This is a genomic window from Ruegeria sp. AM9 (assembly GCF_056540565.1).
In genome coordinates, this window is the sequence record NZ_JBQFWY010000004.1 from 31918 (window position 1) to 46945 (window position 15028).

Below are 15028 nucleotides of genomic sequence, written 5' to 3' on the forward strand. Positions count from 1 at the left end.
TGTTTTTTGTCGCAGTTTCGCGCGGTTGGTGTGGGCTAGTCAAACCCGTTCTTGGGGTGAAATGTCGCGGAATTGTGAAACTTACACCAATTTGCCTACACAAAGTCTTGAGGATTTGTCATCAAACGTCCAGTCGGCCCCATCTGACAAGTCGACTGGTATCAAGGAGAAATTTCCCCGTGTCCGACGATCAAAGCCGATTGGATCTGTTCATTGACCGCATGGTCTCGCAACGCGCCTGTCTGGATTTCGCCATTGCCGAAACGCGTGGCATATCGGGGCCGGTGTTCGAGCTGGGGTTGGGCAATGGGCGTACCTATCACCACATGGTGCAATACGTGCAGAACCGCCCTGTCTATGTGTTCGAACGCGCGGTGGCCTCGCATCCGGATTCGACGCCCCCCGAAGATCGTGTGATTCTGGGTGACGTGCGCGAGACGTTGCCAGCCGCGCTGGATCGTTTCGGCGCGACCGCAAGCTTGATCCACGCTGATCTTGGTGGACATAACCGGGAAAAGAACGATGCCTTCGCCCGCTTTGTCTCACCCCTGATCGAGCCCTTGCTGGCCAAAGGCGGGCTGATGGTGTCCAGCGACCGGATGTATTTCGATACGCTGACCGAACTGCCTTTGCCGCCTGACGCCGTTGAAGGGCGGTGTTTCATCTATCGCCGCTGACCCAAGGGGAGGTCCCATGCTGTTTTACGATTGCTCCACCGCCCCGAACCCGCGCCGTGCCCGCATGTTCATCGCGGAAAAAGGGCTGCAGATCGAAACCCGCGATATCTCGATCGCCAAAGGGGAACAGCTGGGCGACGCGTTCAAGGCGGTAAACCCAAACGCGACCCTTCCGGTTCTGGTCACCGATGAAGGCACGGTGTTGGCCGAGAACCTTGGCATTGCGGCTTATCTCGAGGCGCGCTACCCCGCGCCGCCGCTGATGGGACGAACCCCGGATGAGAAGGGGCTTGTTCTGATGTGGAACAGCATTGTTGAACAACAGGGCGGTTTGCCGATTGCCGAGACGCTGCGCAACACCCATCCCGCCTTTGCCAACCGCGCGATTCCGGGCCCCGAGAATCACGCTCAGATCCCCGAACTGGCGCAACGCGGCGCGGCGCGGGTCGGGCATTTCTTTGACCTGCTGGAAACGCGGTTGACGGACAGCCGCTATCTTGCGGGGCCGGAGTTCACGCTGGCCGATATCACCGCCTTTGTTTTTGTAGACTTCGCCCGAGTGATCAAGCAGCGGATTCCACAGGAAAACTTGGCCACGCTGGCGTGGTTCGAAACGGTTGCCGCACGGGCCAGTGCTCAGCTTTAAAACGGTGAAATCTGGATGCTGGCGGTGCTTGGTTTGAACTGTACATAAATGTCTAGACAGATATGAACAGTGCGTCTAGCGTCCTCTGCGTGTCATGCGGCGGAGGGCAGGATGAAATCTCAGTATCGCGTTGTGGTCATAGGGGGCGGCGTTGTCGGTGCCTCGGTTCTGTATCATCTGGCCAAGTTCGGCTGGTCGGATGTGGTCATGCTGGAACGGCGGCGGCTGGCCTCGGGGTCTTCGTGGCACGCGGCCGGGGGGATTCACGCGCTGAACGCTGACCCCAACATGGCGTCCTTGCAGGCCTATACAATCGACCTGCTCAGCGAGATCGAAAAGGAATCCGGTCAGAATATCGGTCTGCACATGACCGGGGGCCTGACTTTGGCGGGAACACCGGAACGGTGGGAGTGGTTGCAGGCGAATTATCGCATCTTCCAATCCATCGGCATCGACGATTGCGAGTTGTTGTCCCCGGAAGAGGCGCAGAAACGCTGCCCGATCATGTCCACGGACGGTGTGCTGGGCGCGATGTGGGCCGACCGCGAAGGCTATATCGACACAACGGGCACAGTGCAGGCTTATGCGACTGCAGCCAGGAAACGCGGCGCGGAGTACTACGAAGAAACCAAGGTCGAGGAACTGATCCAGACTGCAGATGGCTGGCAGGTGGTGACCGACCGGGGCACCATTACGTGTGAGCATGTGGTCAATGCGGCGGGTCTTTGGGCCAAGCAGGTGGGCCGGATGGCTGGCATCGAACTGCCGGTCTCGCCGCTGAAGCACCATTATCTGATCACTGATACGGTGCCCGAGGTGGCCGAGGCCGATTTCGAAATGCCGATGACCGTGGACCTCGAAGGGTTCACCTATATGCGGCAGGACCAGAAGGGCGTTCTGGTTGGCATCTATGAGGTCGACCACGAACACTGGGCCATGGATGGCGCGCCGTGGACCTATGGCGAGGAACTGTTTCAGGAACAACTCGACCGGATCGAGAACGAGTTGACGCTGGGCTTTGAACGTTACCCCTCGATCCAGAATGTGGGCATCAAGACTTGGGTGAACGGCGCGTTTACGTTCTCGCCCGACGGCAACCCTCTGGTGGGTCCGGTACCCGGCAAGCCCGGCTATTGGTCGGCCTGCGCGGTGATGGCGGGTTTCCTGCAGGGCGGTGGCGTTGGCAAGACGCTGGCCGAGTGGATGATCCATGGCGAGCCCGAGGCCGACGCGTGGCCGATGGATGTGGCGCGCTATGGCGACTTCGCGCAGAACAAACGTTATATCCGCGAGACGACGGGCCAGTTCTATTCGCGCCGTTTCGTGATGACCTATCCGAATGAGCAACTGCCTGCGGGCCGTCCGCTGAAAATGGCTCCGGCGCATGATGCGATGACCGAGGCTGGATGCAAATGGGGCGTCAGCTGGGATTTGGAGGTGCCGCTGTACTTTGCGCCAGAGGGATTCGAGGAGACGCCGACGCTGAAACGTTCGAACGCGCATGACATCGTGGCCGAGGAATGCAAGGTGATCCGCGAAGGTGTGGGCCTGTTGGATATCTCGGGCTTTTCGCGGTTTGAGGTCAGCGGCCCGAATGCCGAAGTTTGGTTGGACAAGGTCATGGCCTCGAAACTGCCTGCGCCAGGCCGTGCCAAGCTGGCACCGATGCTGGGTGAGAACGGGCGGCTCAAGGGTGACCTGACCGTGCTCAACTGGGGTGACGGCACGTGGTGGATCATGGGCAGCTACTATCTGCGCGCCTGGCATATGCGGTGGTTCGATGACCACATGATCGACGGTGTCGATATCCGTGACTTGGGTGAAGAATATTGCGGCTTTGCCGTGGTTGGTCCGAAATCGCAGGCGGTGGTCGAGAAGCTGGCGGAACAGGATATCTCGGGCCTAAAATTCATGGGGTGTGGCGAATTCGATATCGGTTTGATCCGCGCCCGCGTCGCGCGCATGTCGGTGACTGGTGAAAAGGGCTATGAGATCAATTGCCGCTATGGCGACCACATCAAACTGCGCCGGATGCTGTTGGAAGCGGGGGCTGACGAGGGCATCCGCGAATGTGGCTTCAATGCGATGCTCTCGACCCGATTGGAAAAGAGCTTTGGCATCTGGTCGGCGGAATTCACGCAGCTTTACACGCCGGGAATGACCGGGATGGATCGCTGGATTGACTGGGACAAGGAGTTCGTCGGCAAGGACGCAGCTGTGGCCGAGCGTAACGGCAACGGCCCCGCGCAGGTTCAGGTGACGCTCGAGGTGGATGCGCTAGATGCCGATGCCAGCGGATATGAGCCGATCTGGTCGGGCGACGACCGTGTGGGTTTCGTGACCTCGGGCGGCTACGGCCACTACACCGGCAAATCGCTGGCAATGGCTCTGGTCAACCGGGATAAGGCGGAACCGGGTACGGAACTGACCGTGCATGTTGTCGGCGTTGAACGCCCCGCGCGGGTGATTGCGCCCTCGCCATACGATCCGCAGGGCAAGGTGATGAGGGGTTGATGGTGATCTCGCAAACCTCCGAACGCGGCAGGCGGCGGCGTGGGCGCGGGGCCGAGGCCGCGCCACCGCCCGATCGCGATGTGAATTACCGTCAGTTGAAAAACCCATTCCCGCAGATGGACGTGTTCCCGGCCGATCAGATCGCGGACATGCACGAAACGTCCCTGCGCACGCTTGAGGAACTGGGGGTGAAGGTTCTGTTGCCCGAAGCCCGCCGAATCTTTGCCGCGGGCGGAGCGCGTGTGGATGAAGGCACTGAGATGGTTTTCATCGGGCGCGATATGGTCGAGGCGGCTGTTGCTTCAGCCCCCAAGTCGATCGCTTGCCGCGCGGGCGCCCGTCATCGCGACTTCACGCTGGAACTGGGCAGTCTGGTGTTCCAGCCGGGGGCGGGGGCGCCAAACGCGACCGATCTGGAACGGGGCCGCCGCCCCGCAACCGGGCAGGACTATCTGGACTTCCTGAAGCTCACGCATCATTTCGACGTGTTCCAGATGATCTCGCCGCAGGTCGAACCGCAAGACGTGCCGACCCATATGCGTCACTACTTTACGACGCAGGCGCAGATGGAGCTGACGGACAAATTCCCGTTCTTCTTCTCGCGCGGGACGCCGCAGGTGTTGGATTGCTTTGAGATGCTGTCCACCGCGCGGGGGCTGTCGGATGATGAATTCCGCGGCAACGCGCATTGTTACACGATCATCAACACCAACAGCCCGCGGACGCTGGATATCCCAATGGCGCAAGGCCTGATCGACTTTGCGCACCACGGTCAGATGTCGATCATCACGCCCTTTACCCTGATGGGGGCGATGGCGCCGATCACGGCGGCAGGCGCAATTACCCTGTCCCATGCCGAAGCGCTGGCGGCGTTGACTCTGACCCAACTGACCAACCCCGGCGCGCCTGTGTGCTATGGGACTTTCACCAGCAATGTGGACATGAAATCGGGCGCGCCAGCGTTCGGGACCCCCTCGCATTTTCAGGCGTCGCTGGCGGCGGGGCAATTGGCGCGGCATCTGGGGCTGCCCTGGCGATCCGCAGCCGGGTCGGCCTCGAACATCAACGACGTGCAGGCCGCCAACGAAAACCAGTTCGGTCTCTGGGGCTGTCTGATGGCGGGGGCGACGGTGATCATCCACTCGGCCGGTTGGCTCGAAGGCGGGCTGACCGTATCTTTCGAAAAGCTGGTCTGCGATGCCGAGGTGCTGAACATGGTCGCCGAGCTTTGCGCCGGGGCGCAGGCCGGAACTGCCGAGATCGGCTTTGACACCGCCCTGCGCGAAGTCGAACCTGGCGGGCACTTCTTCGCCTCAAGCCAGACGATGGAACGCTACAATACCGAGTTCTACCAGCCGCACGTCCATGACTATGCCAATTTCGGCACTTGGGCCGAGCGCGGATCGGTCGATGCCAATCACCGCGCGACCGGTGTCTGGAAGGGCATTCTGAACGACTTCAAGCCGCCCACCGTTGACACTGACCGGCTGGGGGCCTTGCAGGACTTCATCACGCGCCGTACCGCCGAAGGCGGCGCGCCACCGGAGAGTTGAATGAACACCAAACCGATCCTGCACAGGGACGACCCCAAGGCTGAACCTCTGGTCGGCAACATCAAGGTCACGCGTGATGATTGGCTGAACGTGGCGATGGATGTGCTGATCTCGGACGGGGTGGACCAGATCAAGGTGCTGAGCCTAGCCGAGCGGATGGCGGTCTCGCGATCCTCGTTCTACTGGTACTTCAAGTCTCGGCAAGAGTTGCTGGACGCTTTGCTGTCCCGCTGGCAAGCCACGAATACGGCCGGATTGGTTGCACAGGCCGAGGCCCCGGCCGACACCATTACGGCAGCGGTCTGCAATGTGCATCGCTGTGTGGTGAATACGGATCTGTTCGATACCGCGCTGGACTTTGCCGTGCGGGACTGGGCGCGCAAGTCGGGCAAGGTGCGGCGTGCGCTGGATCAGTCGGACGCGCGGCGGCTCGAGGCGCTGCACGCCATGTTCGCGCGCTTTGGATATTCCGAGGTCGAGGCCGAAACCCGTGCCCGCGTGCTGTATTACATGCAGATCGGTTATGATCTGGCCCAGCTGAACGAGCCGATGGAGACGCGGCTGCAGATGGTGCCGCACTATCTTTACGTATTCACCGGAGTCGAACCCCACCCCGAGGAAGTCGAAGAATTCAGCGCCTATTCAAAGCGCTATTGGGAAGGAGCAAAAGAATGAGCCAACCAGACGCAATTATCATCGGCACCGGCGTCATCGGTGCCGCCATCGCGTTCGAAATGGCCAAGGCCGGTTGGAACACCCTGTCGCTGGACCGCAATTCTCAGGTCGGCCATGGCTCGACCGCCGGGTCCTGCGCGATCATCCGGATGCATTATTCGACCTTCGACGGTACCGCTTTTGCGTGGGAGGGCTATCACTATTGGCGCGATTGGGGCGCATATCTGGGCCTGCCCGCCAATGCCAATCTGGCGCAGTTCCGCGAGACGGGATGCCTGGTGATGAAAACCGACGCCAACGGGATGTTGGAAAAGCACATTAAGAACAGCGCCGATCTGGACTGCCCGTTCGAGGAATGGTCGGCTGAAAAGATCACCGAACGCTTGCCGGTCTATTCTCTGGACAGTTTCGCGCCGCCGCGCCGCATGGATGACCCGGAGTTTGGCCAGCCCAACGGGCGCAAGATGCAGGGCGGTGTGTATTGGCCTCAGGCGGGCTATGTCACCGATCCGGCCTTGTCGGCGCAAAACCTGATGGATGCGGCGAAACAGCATGGGGCCGCGCTGCGCACCGGCGCTGAGGTGGTCGAAATCCTGACCGAAGGCGGGCGCGTGGCCGGAGTCAAACTGGCCTCGGGTGAGGAAATCCACGCCACGGTCGTGGTGAATGTGGCCGGGCCGGGCTCGGCGATCATCAACAAGATGGCGGGCGTGCTTGGGGATATGACCATCGAAACCCGCCCCCTGCGGCAGGAGGTGGTGCATGTCCCCGCGCCCGAAGGGTTCGATTTCGAAAATGACGGCACCATCGTGTCGGACAGTGACATCGCCTGTTACTGCCGCCCCGAGCACGGGAATCACATTCTGGTCGGTTCGGAAGATCCGGAATGCGATCCGCATCAGTGGTGTGAGGATGACGTGCATTACAATCACGACTTCACCGATCAATGGACGACGCAAGCCATGCGCTATGCGCAGCGGGTGCCCAGCCTTGGCATTCCGTCCAAAACCCGTGGGGTGGTGGACCTGTATGACGCCTCGACCGACTGGATTCCGATCTATGACAAATCCAGTCTGCCGGGGTTCTACATGGCCTGCGGCACCAGCGGGAACCAGTACAAGAACGCGCCTATCGCGGGCAAGATGATGGCGGCCCTGATTGGCTATTGCGAGGGTGGAGCGGATCACGACGCACAGCCTCTGCAATTCGAACTGCCCTATATCAAGCGGATAATCGATGTAGGCTTCTATTCCCGCAAACGTCCGATCAACGAGGAAAGCAGTTTTTCCGTTTTGGGCTGACCGGTTCGGGAGATTGCCGCGGATACAGTGCCGGTCAGGCGGCGAAACTCACCCAGGCCCAGACCATCGCGACATAGGTCAGGTTGTGCATGAGCTGATCCAGCCCGGTTGCACGCCAAAAGGCGGCCTGCTCGGGTGACAGCTGTTTCTTGTCCGAATAGCTGGCTTTGGCAAAGTCGATATTGAAATGTACGACCCATTCCAATGCGGCAATGATCAGGATGAAGGACCACGGTGCCCCGAACAGCAGAAAGACGGCAACCGATCCCAGAACATGCACGCCAGCATGTTGTGCGCGGCCCCAGTGGAAATACTGACCACGGCCGGACAACATCTTCGGCGTCTGGAGGTAATAGTCCGCAAACATATGTTTGATCTGCAACAAGCAGATCATCAATAGCACCGCGCCTATGCTGGCAGTCAAATTTGTCCTCCCGATATCGTCCTGATGCGAATCTTAGGGGCTAAACCGTTGCCGCGCAAATGAACTTGTTCACACAGGGCGAATATATGATCAAACTGGAAACTGTTTGCGTCACCGGTCACGATTGCTGTAAATTCGGAGTGTTTGATTTGCGGCACTTTCTTCAGGATCGGGTAGGTGATCCTTAACAGGGGCGGTTTCCATAGAACGTTCGATTTTCCGGTTTATTTGGAAATATTCAAAACGCGATCAGCTGATCCTGCTGGCCGTGACATCAACGCTGTTTCCGTTGTTGTACCTGACTCTGGAACTGCCCAAGCGCATCATCAACGATGCGATCGGTGCGGCCAGCCCGGTGGTGAATGTCCTTGGCTATGACCTGCCGCAGACCACATTCCTGATTATCCTGTGCGGGGCGTTTTTGCTGGCTGTGCTGTTTCATGGATTGATGAAAATGCGCATCAACACCATGAAAGGGGTGCTCAGCGAGCGGATGCTGCGCCGGTTCAGGTATCAGCTGATCAACCGCGCCCTGCGCTTCCCCCAGCCCTATTTCGAGCGGGTCAGCCAGGGCGAGATGGTGTCGATGATCACCGCCGAAAGCGAGCCGATGGGCGGATTGATGGGTGACGCGATCAGCCAGCCGGTGCTGCAGGCCGGTCAGATGATCACGATCCTGTCCTTTCTGTTCCTGCAAAGCGTCTGGTTCGGCCTTGCCGCCGTGGCGCTGATCCCGTTGCAGGCTTGGCTGATCCCCAAGCTGCAGCGGCAGATCAACCTGCTGAACAAGAAACGCATTCAGGAAGTCCGCATTCTGGCGGCGCAGATCGGTGAGAACGCCGCCGGGGCCTCGACCCTGCGGGCCAATGGCGGATGGCGCTATCGCCGGGCGATGATATCCGAGCAGTTGGGGCGGCTGTTTGGTATCAGGTTCGAGATCTACCAGAAAAAGTTCTTTATGAAGTTCATCAACAACTTCATCTCGCAGCTGACGCCGTTCATGTTCTATCTGGTTGGGGGTCTGTTGGTGCTGCAGGGTTCGGTTTCGCTGGGGGCGCTGGTGGCGGCGCTGGCAGCATATAAAGATCTGAGCTCGCCGTGGAAGGAACTGCTGACCTACTACAACCAGACGCAGGACATGTCGCTGCGCTGGGATGTGGTGATCGAGCGCTTTGCCCCGCCGGGGATGCCGGATGAAAAGCTGTTCGAGGGCGAGCCCGAAGCCCAACCTCGCTTGAACGGCGATATCGTTCTGGATCGGGTCTCGGTCCGGGATATGGATGGCAATCAGGTGCTGGATGACCTGAACCTCACCTTTGCGGGCGGCCAAACCATCGGCATCGCCGCCCCCAGCGAGGAAGACAGGCGCGCCGTGGCCGAGCTGCTGACGCGGGAAATCCTGCCCAGCTCGGGCCGGGTTGAGGTCGGCGGCGAAAACTTATCGGCCCTGCATCAGAGCGTCGTGGCCGCGCGCATCGGTTATGCCTCGTCACGTCCGGTCATGTTTCAGGGCACGTTGGGCGACAACGTCATGATGCCGATGCGACAGCGGCCGCTGACGGCCCAAAGCGACGATCCAGACTTTGCCGAAACACAGCGCGCGGGCAACAGCTCCGATCCTTACAAGGCAGACTGGCTAGACCCATCCCTGGCCGGATTGGACAGCCCCGAGGCGTTGCGGGACTGGTGGCTGCATCTGATCGATGGAATGGGATCGGGGGCCGCATTGTTCCAGCGCGGGTCGGATCAGGTTTTCGACGCCGCCGAGCATCCGGAACTGGCGCAGAAACTGGTCGAGCTGCGCCCTCTGGTGCAGCAGGCGGTGCAAAAGGCCGGGCTGGGGCAACAGGCGCTGGTTTTTGACTGGTGCACGTATAATTCGGCGTTGCCGGTCGCGGAAAACCTGTTGTTCGCGACGCCAAGGGTTCCCGTGACGCAGGACCTGCTGGCCCGTCAGACCGTGTTTCTGGGCCAATTGCGCGAGTTGGGACTGGACGAGACGCTGGTCAACCTGACCCGCGACGTGATCGAGATGCTGCGCCAGATCTTTGGCCACGACGGGACCGATCACCCGTTGTTCCGCAAGCTCGGTCTGGAGGCCAAAACCTACGAGGCTGCGCTTGAGCTTGTCGAGAAAACCCGGAACGAGGGCGTGTCGGGGTTGGATGACGAAAAGCTGGCGAACCTTCTGGCGGTGCCGTTTGTGATCTCGGCCGAGCAGATCGGGCCTGCCTTCACGGGCGAGCTCAAGAGCCGCATTCTGGAACTGCGTCACAGTCACTCTGAAAAGCTGTTGGAGCGGCTGCAGGATGTCTTTTTACCGCTGCACAAGGATGCGTTTGCGCCCGGCCTGACGGTCATGGAAAACGCGCTGTTCGGCAAGGTCAGTCAAATCGGCGGCGGTCGCTCGGACGAGGCGCGTAAACTGATTGTCGATGTATTGGACGAAAACGGTGCGCGCCCGTTGGTGGTCGAGCTGATCTATGACGTCCCCGTCGCCATCGGGGGCCAGAACCTGCCTGCGGTTTTCGCCGAACCGTTGGCCTTTACCCGCGCGACGATCAAGAAACCGGATATCCTGATTTTGGAAAACGCGCTGGCCAGCTATGACATGGCGACCCAGGTCGCGGTCTATAAAAACCTGCGCGAACTGCTGCCGGATACGACCGTGATCTATCTGAACGACCATTTTGAGAACCCGGACAAATTCGACAATTTTGTCGAAATCCGGCAGGGTCGGGTGGTCTCGGATGAAGGGGATGCCACGGTGGAAGAGGACAGCGCCGCCTCGGCCGATCTGGCGCGCAAGCTGCGGGCGTTGGAGCAGACACCGCTGTTTTCCGGTCTCGACCGCAGACAGCTGCGCCTGCTGGCCTTTGGTGCGCGCTGGTATGATGCCCAAGCAGGTGAGGTTGTGTTCCTGAAAGATGACCAGCCCACCGACGGTGCCTATGTGGTGCTTGAGGGCGAGGCCGGGTTGTACCTGCCGCAGATGGAAGGCCCCGATCAGCTGATCACCAAGGTCGGTCCGGGGGCGCTGGTGGGCGAACTGGGGTTGATCCGCAAGGAGCCCCGCGCGCTCAGCATGATTGCCGAGACCGAGCTGTCCTGTCTGCGGATCGGTGAGGAAGAATTCCTGGCGGTGGTCGAAAACGACGCCGCGACCGCGTTCAAGCTGTTGCAGGTGATCGCGGGGTATGTCTCGAACTAGTTGTCCGTTTTGCAGAACAGGTCATAGAGCAATCCGATGACCTGCGCGGTGTTGCCGTCCCGCAGCGAGTAGTAAATTGTCTTGCCTTCCCTGCGGGTCGAGACCAGCCGTTCCTGTCGCAACCGCGCCAGCATCTGGCTGACGGCGGCTTGACGGATTTGCAACAGGTCTTCAAGTTCACTGACCGACTTTTCACCTTCGCCCAGATGGCACAGGATCATAAGCCGACCCTCGTGCGCCAGCACCTTGAGAAAAGCCGCCGCCCGCGCGGCATTTTCCTGCATATCCGCAGGGGTTTCAGGAGATGCGCTTGTGCTGTCTTGGGCTGTGATGGTCACGCGCGGCCTGTTTTGTGATGGGGTCAGATCAATATGCCCTAATCCGGGTTTGATTGTCACCCCTCGGTTGCAGGTGCGCCGCCCTGAAAGGCGTTGCCGTTGACATAGTCGCAGGCTTCTTCCTGCATTTGCAGATGCAACCCGTCGCCGGAATAGGGGTGCGCGCGGGCGAGGTCTTCGTCCACCTCGATCCCCAAACCGGGAGCGGTTGGGGCGGTCACAAAGCCTTGGTCCACGCGAATGGTGCCTTTGATCAGGGCGTCGTGGAACGGGGTTTCGATGGTCTCCAGCAGCAGCAGGTTCGGGATAGACGCGGCCAGATGGATATTGGCCGCCCATTCGATTGGCCCGGCATAAAGATGTGGGGCCATCTGCGCGTTGAACACCTCGGCCATGGCCGCGACCTTCTTCATCTCCCAGATGCCACCGGCGCGTCCCAGCGCGGGTTGCAGAATCTCGGCGGCCCCTGCGCGCAGGACGGCGCCGAATTCGGCCTTGGTGGTCATGCGTTCCCCTGTGGCGACGGGGATGCGGACGTTGCGTGCGACGCGGGCCATGTCTTCGATCATGTCCGGCGGGGTAGGTTCTTCGAACCACAGCGGAGAATACGGCTCCAGCGCTTGACCCAAGCGGATCGCGCCTGCCGTGTTGAACTGGCCATGGGTGCCGAACAGCAGATCAGCCTTATCGCCCACAGCCTCACGGATCGCTTTGCAGAAGGCGACCGACATTGAGATATCGGACATCGCAGGCATATGCCCGCCGCGAATGGTATAGGGGCCTGCGGGGTCGAACTTGACCGCAGTGAACCCGCGCCGCACCATCTCTGCCGCGCAGTCCCCGGCCTGTTCGGGCGAGGTCCAGAAGTCGGTCAGGTTATGCTGCGGCAAGGGGTAGAGGTAGGTATAGGCCCGGATGCGCTCGTTCATCAATCCGCCCAACAGGGCATAGACCGGGCGGTCGCGGTCCTTGCCCAAAATGTCCCAACAGGCGATCTCCAACCCTGAAAACGCGCCCATGACGGTCAGGTCCGGGCGCTGGGTGAAGCCGCTGGAATAGGCGCGGCGGAACATCAGCTCGATATTCTCGGGGTTTTCGCCCAGCATGTGCCGTTCAAAGACGTCGTGGATCACGTGCCGCATCGCCTCGGGGCCGACGGATGAGGCATAGCATTCGCCCCAGCCGGTGATCCCGGTATCCGTGGTGACTTTCACTAGTATCCAATACCGCCCACCCCAGCCCGGCGCGGGTGGGGCGGTGACGATAATGTTGAGGTCCTGCAGTTTCATCAGCCGTTACCCCCTATCGAACAGGATCACGTTGCGCTTGGCCGATCCGGTCTTGGTGTCCTCGATCGCCTCGTTGATCTGATCCAGAGACCATCGGCCCGAGATCAGCTCGTCCAGCTTCAGCCGCCCCTGTTCATAAAGGTCGATCATCCACGGGATATCGCGTTGAATGACCACATCACCCATTTTCGAGCCGACAAGCCCCTGACCCAGCGCCGCAAGAACAACCGGTTCATAGGTGGACATGTCGCCGGAATGCGGCATACCGATCATGATGGCCTTGCCGCCCGGGCCCAGATAGCGGGGGGCCTGATCATAGGCCGGGATGGCTCCGACGGTGATCAAAACCGCATCCGCGCCGCGCCCGCCCAACGCTTTGAACGCCGCTTTCCACGGTTCCTTGAGGCTGGCCAACACGCCATGAGTTGCGCCGAATTCCCTGGCGATCGCCAGTTTCTCTTCGGTCATGTCGACGGCAACGATCCTTCGCGCCCCTGCGATGCGCGCGCCCTGGATGGCGTTCAGCCCAACGCCGCCCGCGCCGATGACTACCACATCCTGACCGGGGCGAAGCTTGGCAGCATTCACCGCAGCGCCGACCCCAGTGATGACGCCGCAAGACAACAGGCTTGCCACATCTTTGGGCATGGTTTCGGGAATCTTCACGATCTGACGGTGGCTGACCACAACCTTCTCGGCAAAGGCCCCGCAGGCCATGGCCTGATCCAGTGGCTCGCCATCTGCCGTGCGCAGCGGACCATTGACCGAGTCATAGGGGGTCTCGCAGATCGTCGGCTGACCGCCTGCGCAGGACGGGCAGGACCCGCAGGCACGGATAAGGGTGACTACCACCGGGTCGCCCACCTGAAAGCCACCGACTGCATCACCGGTTGCGGTAATCACGCCTGCGGCCTCGTGCCCGTAGACGGCTGGCAGATGCCCGCCCCATGCCCCGGTGGCGTAAGTGATGTCGGAGTGGCAGATTGCCACCGCGTCCAGCGCCACCTCGACCTCTCCGGTGCCGGGGGGCGAGATCTGGATGTCTTCGATAATCAGAGGTTCGTTGAACGCCCGGCAGACGGCGGCTTTGATGGTTTGCATTCTTGTCCCTCACTCCCTTTGGTCCACGGTGGCGCGGGAACATGGCGGCTGCAAGACGGAAACCGTCATTCAGAGGTCGTTGTTACGCCGCGACAGGGCGCGACCGCAAAAACAGTGCAAACCCGAAGGCCATCAACAGCATCGCCAGCAGGAACGGTGCTCCGGGCAGATACAGTGCGGCATCGACCTGAGCGAACTGTGCGAACACGCTGGTCATCACCAGCGGCGAGATCACCATCGACAGCGCGTGTAAGGAGGTCAGCACCCCCTGCAACTCACCCTGCTGAGAATCGGGCGTGGCGCGCGAGGTCAGGGCCTGAAGGGCAGGGGTGACAACCGCCCCCAGCGCTGTGACCGGGATCAACAGCAGGGCAATGAAGCCATTGGTCAGGAAAGCCAACAGCAGGAAGCTGGCGATCTCGAACCCCATGCCGTAGATGATCGTGACCCGCTCCCCCAGGTATCGCGTTGCCGGTCGGATCAGGCCGCCCTGAACGGCGGCCATGCCGATCCCGTAGACACCCAGCGACAGGCCGATCATCTGCGGAGACCAGCCGAAACGTTCGGTCGTGAAATAGGCCCAGATCGCGGGATAGACGTAGATCGACACCGAATACAGAAAATAGACCCACAGCATCGGGCGGATGCCGGGCAGTGCGGCGATGGCGCGCAGCGAATTCAACGGATTGGCGCGGCGCAGGCTGAAGGCCCGGCGGGTTTTGTCGGTGACTGTTTCGGGCATCACCAGCAGACCGGCCAGAAACGTCAGGGCAGACAGCGCCGCGGCGGCCCAGAAAGGCGCGCGGGTGCCGTATTCGCTCAGCAACCCTCCGATCACCGGGCCAAGAACGAAACCGACGCCAAACGCAGCGCCCAGCAGGCCGAAATTCGCGGCCTTCTCATGCGGTTTCGATACGTCCGCCATGAAGGCGGCGGCGGTGGCATGGGTGGCCGCCGTGATACCTCCAACGATGCGCCCCGCCAACAGCAGCCAGATGCTGCCTGCAATGGCCATCACCACGTAGTCCAGCGACATCACGAACAGCGACACCAACAGAACCGCGCGGCGACCATAGGCGTCGGACAGGTTCCCCAGGATCGGCCCGAACAGGAACTGCATCGCGGCGAATGCAGTGCTGAGGACGCCACCCCAGATCGCCGCATCGGCCAGGGTGCCGCCCTGAACCTCGACGATCAGGTCAGGCATGATCGGCAGCACCAGACCGATGCCCATGGCGTCGATCATGACCGTACCGAGAACGAAGAGAAAAGGCAGACGCATGGCACCCAATCGCGAGT

General features: G+C 60.9%; 12 protein-coding genes. 7 read left to right on the forward strand and 5 right to left on the reverse strand.

Annotation, left to right across the window (positions count from 1 at the left end):
• Positions 1 to 179 precede the first annotated feature (179 nt).
• The 6 genes from ACR0DO_RS09490 (at position 180) to ACR0DO_RS09515 (ending at position 7366) form a co-directional block, all read left to right on the forward strand.
• Positions 180 to 677 (forward strand): class I SAM-dependent methyltransferase, encoded by a 498-nt coding sequence (locus ACR0DO_RS09490; protein WP_170672402.1) that lies wholly within the window; start codon positions 180 to 182, stop codon positions 675 to 677.
• Between the two features lie 16 nt (positions 678 to 693).
• Positions 694 to 1323, forward strand: a complete 630-nt coding sequence (locus ACR0DO_RS09495; protein ID WP_480558239.1) for a glutathione S-transferase family protein — start codon at positions 694 to 696, stop codon at positions 1321 to 1323.
• 111 nt (positions 1324 to 1434) lie between these two features.
• Positions 1435 to 3837, forward strand: coding sequence for a GcvT family protein (locus tag ACR0DO_RS09500; RefSeq protein WP_480558241.1), 2403 nt, complete (start codon positions 1435 to 1437; stop codon positions 3835 to 3837).
• Complete coding sequence (locus ACR0DO_RS09505) at positions 3837 to 5390, forward strand: trimethylamine methyltransferase family protein (RefSeq protein ID WP_480558243.1); 1554 nt, start codon at positions 3837 to 3839, stop codon at positions 5388 to 5390. The genes ACR0DO_RS09500 and ACR0DO_RS09505 overlap by 1 nt, the downstream gene beginning before the upstream one ends.
• Positions 5391 to 6065 (forward strand): TetR/AcrR family transcriptional regulator, encoded by a 675-nt coding sequence (locus ACR0DO_RS09510; protein WP_480558245.1) that lies wholly within the window; start codon positions 5391 to 5393, stop codon positions 6063 to 6065.
• The gene (locus ACR0DO_RS09515) at positions 6062 to 7366 is read left to right on the forward strand and encodes an NAD(P)/FAD-dependent oxidoreductase (RefSeq protein ID WP_480558247.1); all 1305 of its coding nucleotides are present in this window, start codon (positions 6062 to 6064) and stop codon (positions 7364 to 7366) included. The genes ACR0DO_RS09510 and ACR0DO_RS09515 overlap by 4 nt, the downstream gene beginning before the upstream one ends.
• A 34-nt stretch (positions 7367 to 7400) precedes the next feature.
• On the opposite strand, the gene ACR0DO_RS09520 is transcribed toward ACR0DO_RS09515, so the two are convergent.
• On the reverse strand, positions 7401 to 7760 hold the full coding sequence (locus ACR0DO_RS09520; protein ID WP_421596557.1) for a DUF3307 domain-containing protein: 360 nt from the start codon (positions 7758 to 7760) through the stop codon (positions 7401 to 7403).
• A gap of 244 nt (positions 7761 to 8004) precedes the next feature.
• On the opposite strand from ACR0DO_RS09520, the gene ACR0DO_RS09525 reads away from it, so the two are divergent.
• Entirely contained in the window at positions 8005 to 11001 is a 2997-nt protein-coding gene (locus tag ACR0DO_RS09525) for an ABC transporter transmembrane domain-containing protein (RefSeq protein WP_480558570.1), read from the forward strand.
• On the opposite strand, the gene ACR0DO_RS09530 is transcribed toward ACR0DO_RS09525, so the two are convergent.
• From ACR0DO_RS09530 to ACR0DO_RS09545, 4 genes are all read right to left on the reverse strand, one after another.
• On the reverse strand, positions 10998 to 11285 hold the full coding sequence (locus tag ACR0DO_RS09530; protein ID WP_480558572.1) for an ArsR/SmtB family transcription factor: 288 nt from the start codon (positions 11283 to 11285) through the stop codon (positions 10998 to 11000). The two genes, ACR0DO_RS09525 and ACR0DO_RS09530, sit on opposite strands and share 4 nt — an antisense overlap.
• 110 nt (positions 11286 to 11395) lie before the next feature.
• Positions 11396 to 12628: a mandelate racemase/muconate lactonizing enzyme family protein gene (locus ACR0DO_RS09535; RefSeq protein WP_480558249.1), complete on the reverse strand. Its 1233-nt coding sequence runs from the start codon at positions 12626 to 12628 to the stop codon at positions 11396 to 11398.
• Positions 12629 to 12634: 6 nt separating this feature from the next.
• Positions 12635 to 13729: a Zn-dependent alcohol dehydrogenase gene (locus ACR0DO_RS09540; RefSeq protein WP_480558251.1), complete on the reverse strand. Its 1095-nt coding sequence runs from the start codon at positions 13727 to 13729 to the stop codon at positions 12635 to 12637.
• Between the two features lie 82 nt (positions 13730 to 13811).
• Positions 13812 to 15011: a TCR/Tet family MFS transporter gene (locus ACR0DO_RS09545; RefSeq protein ID WP_480558253.1), complete on the reverse strand. Its 1200-nt coding sequence runs from the start codon at positions 15009 to 15011 to the stop codon at positions 13812 to 13814.
• Positions 15012 to 15028 lie beyond the last annotated feature (17 nt).

Coding starts and splice junctions, on each gene's coding strand:
- ACR0DO_RS09495 (WP_480558239.1), top strand. CDS start 694: ATGCTGTTTTACGATTGCTCCACCGCCCCGAACCCGCGCCGTGCCCGC.
- ACR0DO_RS09500 (WP_480558241.1), top strand. CDS start 1,435: ATGAAATCTCAGTATCGCGTTGTGGTCATAGGGGGCGGCGTTGTCGGT.
- ACR0DO_RS09505 (WP_480558243.1), top strand. CDS start 3,837: ATGGTGATCTCGCAAACCTCCGAACGCGGCAGGCGGCGGCGTGGGCGC.
- ACR0DO_RS09510 (WP_480558245.1), top strand. CDS start 5,391: ATGAACACCAAACCGATCCTGCACAGGGACGACCCCAAGGCTGAACCT.
- ACR0DO_RS09515 (WP_480558247.1), top strand. CDS start 6,062: ATGAGCCAACCAGACGCAATTATCATCGGCACCGGCGTCATCGGTGCC.
- ACR0DO_RS09520 (WP_421596557.1), bottom strand. CDS start 7,760: ATGATCTGCTTGTTGCAGATCAAACATATGTTTGCGGACTATTACCTC.
- ACR0DO_RS09530 (WP_480558572.1), bottom strand. CDS start 11,285: ATGCAGGAAAATGCCGCGCGGGCGGCGGCTTTTCTCAAGGTGCTGGCG.
- ACR0DO_RS09535 (WP_480558249.1), bottom strand. CDS start 12,628: ATGAAACTGCAGGACCTCAACATTATCGTCACCGCCCCACCCGCGCCG.
- ACR0DO_RS09540 (WP_480558251.1), bottom strand. CDS start 13,729: ATGCAAACCATCAAAGCCGCCGTCTGCCGGGCGTTCAACGAACCTCTG.
- ACR0DO_RS09545 (WP_480558253.1), bottom strand. CDS start 15,011: ATGCGTCTGCCTTTTCTCTTCGTTCTCGGTACGGTCATGATCGACGCC.